We start from the raw sequence: 2,978 nt of genomic DNA on the forward strand, positions 1-2,978 counted from the left end.
CCGGCCCGCCGTGGGCACGGAGCGCACACCGGCCCGCCGTGGGCACGGAGCGCACACCTTTTCAACCAGTTGCCGGACTTTTCATTGCTTTTTCGGATGAAGTATTTCTTTATTTCCGCCCGCACGTTTGCGCTGGCGGCGCTGGCCCTCGTGGGCTGCAAAAAGGACCCTGAGGTGGTTGTGTCGCCGGCTCAGGTGGGCACCCTCACCCTCGCCTTCACGCAAATTGTGGGCTTGGCTCTGCTCACGCTCGGCAGCCGCACGTACAGCACGCCGGCCGGCGACCAGTTCAAAATCACCACGTTTCGGCAGTATCTCTCCAACGTGAAGCTGACCAAAGCCGACGGCTCGACCTACGCCGTACCCGACAGCTACTACCTGCTGGATGCCGCCGTGCCCGCCTCGCAGCTGCTCGCGCTAAAGGACATTCCGGTGGGCGACTACCAGTCCGTCAGCTTCACGGTGGGCGTGGACAGCGCCCGCAACGTGGCCGGGGCCCAAACCGGCGCTCTGGACCCCAACAACGGCATGTTCTGGACCTGGAACTCGGGCTACATCTACACCAAGCTGGAGGGCACGTCGCCGCAGGCCGCCCGCGCGGCCGGCGTAGCGGAGGGCGGTCTGGTGTTCCACATCGGCGGTTTTAAGGCGCCGAACAACACCATTCGTAGCGTGACGCTGGTGGGCCGGGCGCTGTTTCTGAGAGTGAAATAGCGCCGCCGGACAAAAGACCACGGGTAAAGTTTAGCGCCAGCCGCTTAATTTTGTCCAAGTTTTATTCTTACCCATTTCGTCGTTACATGAAACGCATCCCGTTTATTCTTCTTATCATCCTGCTTGCCCTGCCGGGTTTCACAGCCAGTGCCCAATCTAAGAAAGGCAGCGGCGGAGGCAGCTCAGGATACAATACCGGCATTGGCCTGCGCGGCGGCGGCTACTCTTCGGGCCTCACCGTAAAGCACTTTATGGGCAGCGGCAAGAACGTGGCCATCGAAGGCCTGCTCACGACAGAGTACAAAGCCCGCGGCATTCGGCTCACCGTGCTCGGCGAGAAGCACCACGGCGTGGCCGACGTGAAAGGCCTGCAGTTTTACTACGGCGCGGGCTTCCACGCCGGGTCATACCAGGGCCGCTACTATTTCGCCGATACGCGCTACTACTACAAAGGCCGTAAAGGCGACAGGTATTTGGTGCGCGACTACCGCTTCGACGAAGAAACCTACGTTGCCTTCGGAGCCGACCTCATTCTGGGCCTGGAGTACAAGCTGCCCGACCTGCCTTTCGTGGTGGGAGTGGACTACAAGCCCTTCTTCGACGTTTTCAACGGTTACACCGGGTTCTACAACGACGCCGCCGTCAGCCTGCGCTTCACCTTTTAAATAAGGTCGATTTTCCGCCGGGGCTATTTTGAGTAGCGCCAATAACGAAAAGCCTCGTCAGTTTCTGACTTGTCCTTACCCACATCTTTGAAAAGCGCCGGCCAACAGGTCGGCGCTTTTTTGTGGGTTCTTGCGGGGCCGGCTTAGTAGCTTGCGAGATGAGTATTTCGACGCATTTCTGCGACCCGCAGCTGTGGGCGCAGACGCATTTTGGGGGCACGGTGTTGGGCGATGCCCGCCGCAGCCGACGGGTGGTGCAGTTGGCCGCCGGTTGGGCCCGGCAGCCGGGGGCCACCATTCCGCAGTTGGGGACCGGCCAGGCGGGGGCCAGTAAAGCGGCGTATCGCTTGCTGGGCGGTGCAAGGGCCACGCCCGAGGCGCTGCAGGGGGCGCATCAGGCCGTGGTTCGCCAAGCGCTACAGGAGCCGGGCACCTACCTGCTGGTCGAAGACACGAGCGAACTGAGCTGGCCCGAAGCCGACGAGCGCCGGCCCGGCCTGGGGCCGGTCGGGCCGGGCAAGGCCACGAGCCAGGGCGTACTGCTGCACTCGTTGGTGGCCGCCGGCTGGCCGGTGCAGGACCCCGACCCGGCCGCCAAACGGCCCGCCCTGCCGCTGCTGGGCCTGTTGGACCAGCAGTTTCACGTCCGTCAACCGGTGCCGGAGGCCGAAAAAGACCATCTCCACGGCGGCTCGCGCCTGCGCCAGGGCCGGGTCCGCGAATCGGCGCTCTGGTCCCGGAGCTTGCGCAACGTGGGCAGCCCGCCACCGGACGCGCGCTGGGTGGTGGTGGCCGACCGCGGGGCCGACATCTACGAGCACCTGCAGCAGTGCCGGGCCCAGGGCCTGGGCTTCGTGGTGCGCGCCGCCCAGGACCGGGCCCTGGTGGCCGGCGCCGACAAAGCGCCCGCCGGGCGGCTCTTCGCCGTGGCGCGGGCCCAGCCCTCGGCGGGCCAGTTGACCCTGGCCTTGCGTGGCCGGCCGGGCCAGCCGGCCCGCGAAGTGCTGCTCCAGGTCAGTTTCAGCCCCCCGCTGGCCCTGCGTGCGCCCCAGCGACCGGGCGCGGCGACGGGCAAAGGGGACCCGGTTCCCTGCGCCCTGGTACGGGTCTGGGAAGCCGCCCAAGTCGGGGACACAGGCCCGGCCACGCCCGCCCTGGAATGGCTGCTGCTCTGCGACCAACCCATCACGGATTTTGCCCAGGCCCACGCCTGCGCCCGGCAGTACGTGAGCCGCTGGCTCATCGAGGACTTTCACAAAGCCCTGAAAACGGGCCTGGGGGCCGAAAAGCTCCAGCTCCAAACCGCTGACCGTCTTTTTGCCGCCGTCGCCCTGCTCAGCGTGGTCGCATTGGCGCTAGTGGATATGCGCGAAAAAAGTCGCCTCCAACCCGACTTGCCGGCGACGGCAGCGGGGCTGGAAGCGACTTTTTTACAGGTCCTCACGCTGCGCAGTTCACGACCCGTGCAGACTGTGCGCGACGTGTATTATGCCTTGGCTGGCCTGGGCGGCCACCTGGGCCGCAAAGGCGACGGACCACCTGGCTGGCAAACCCTCTGGCGCGGCCTGATGAGCCTGCGCTTACTCGTCGAAGGCGTCC

Annotated in this window: 3 protein-coding genes; all 3 read left to right on the forward strand. The window is 65.3% G+C overall.

Annotated elements, in window-relative coordinates; all coding sequences use genetic code 11:
- Positions 1–96 precede the first annotated feature (96 nt).
- The gene (locus GM79_RS09600) at positions 97–714 is read left to right on the forward strand and encodes an MbnP family protein (protein WP_051718704.1); all 618 of its coding nucleotides are present in this window, start codon (positions 97–99) and stop codon (positions 712–714) included.
- Between the two features lie 86 nt (positions 715–800).
- The gene (locus GM79_RS09605; protein WP_051718705.1) at positions 801–1,379 is read left to right on the forward strand and encodes a hypothetical protein; all 579 of its coding nucleotides are present in this window, start codon (positions 801–803) and stop codon (positions 1,377–1,379) included.
- A gap of 158 nt (positions 1,380–1,537) precedes the next feature.
- On the forward strand, positions 1,538–2,978 hold a 1,441-nt coding region (locus GM79_RS09610; protein ID WP_035561561.1), incomplete at its 3' end, for an IS4 family transposase.

The organism is Hymenobacter sp. IS2118, from assembly GCF_000715495.1.
Lineage (GTDB): Bacteria > Bacteroidota > Bacteroidia > Cytophagales > Hymenobacteraceae > Hymenobacter.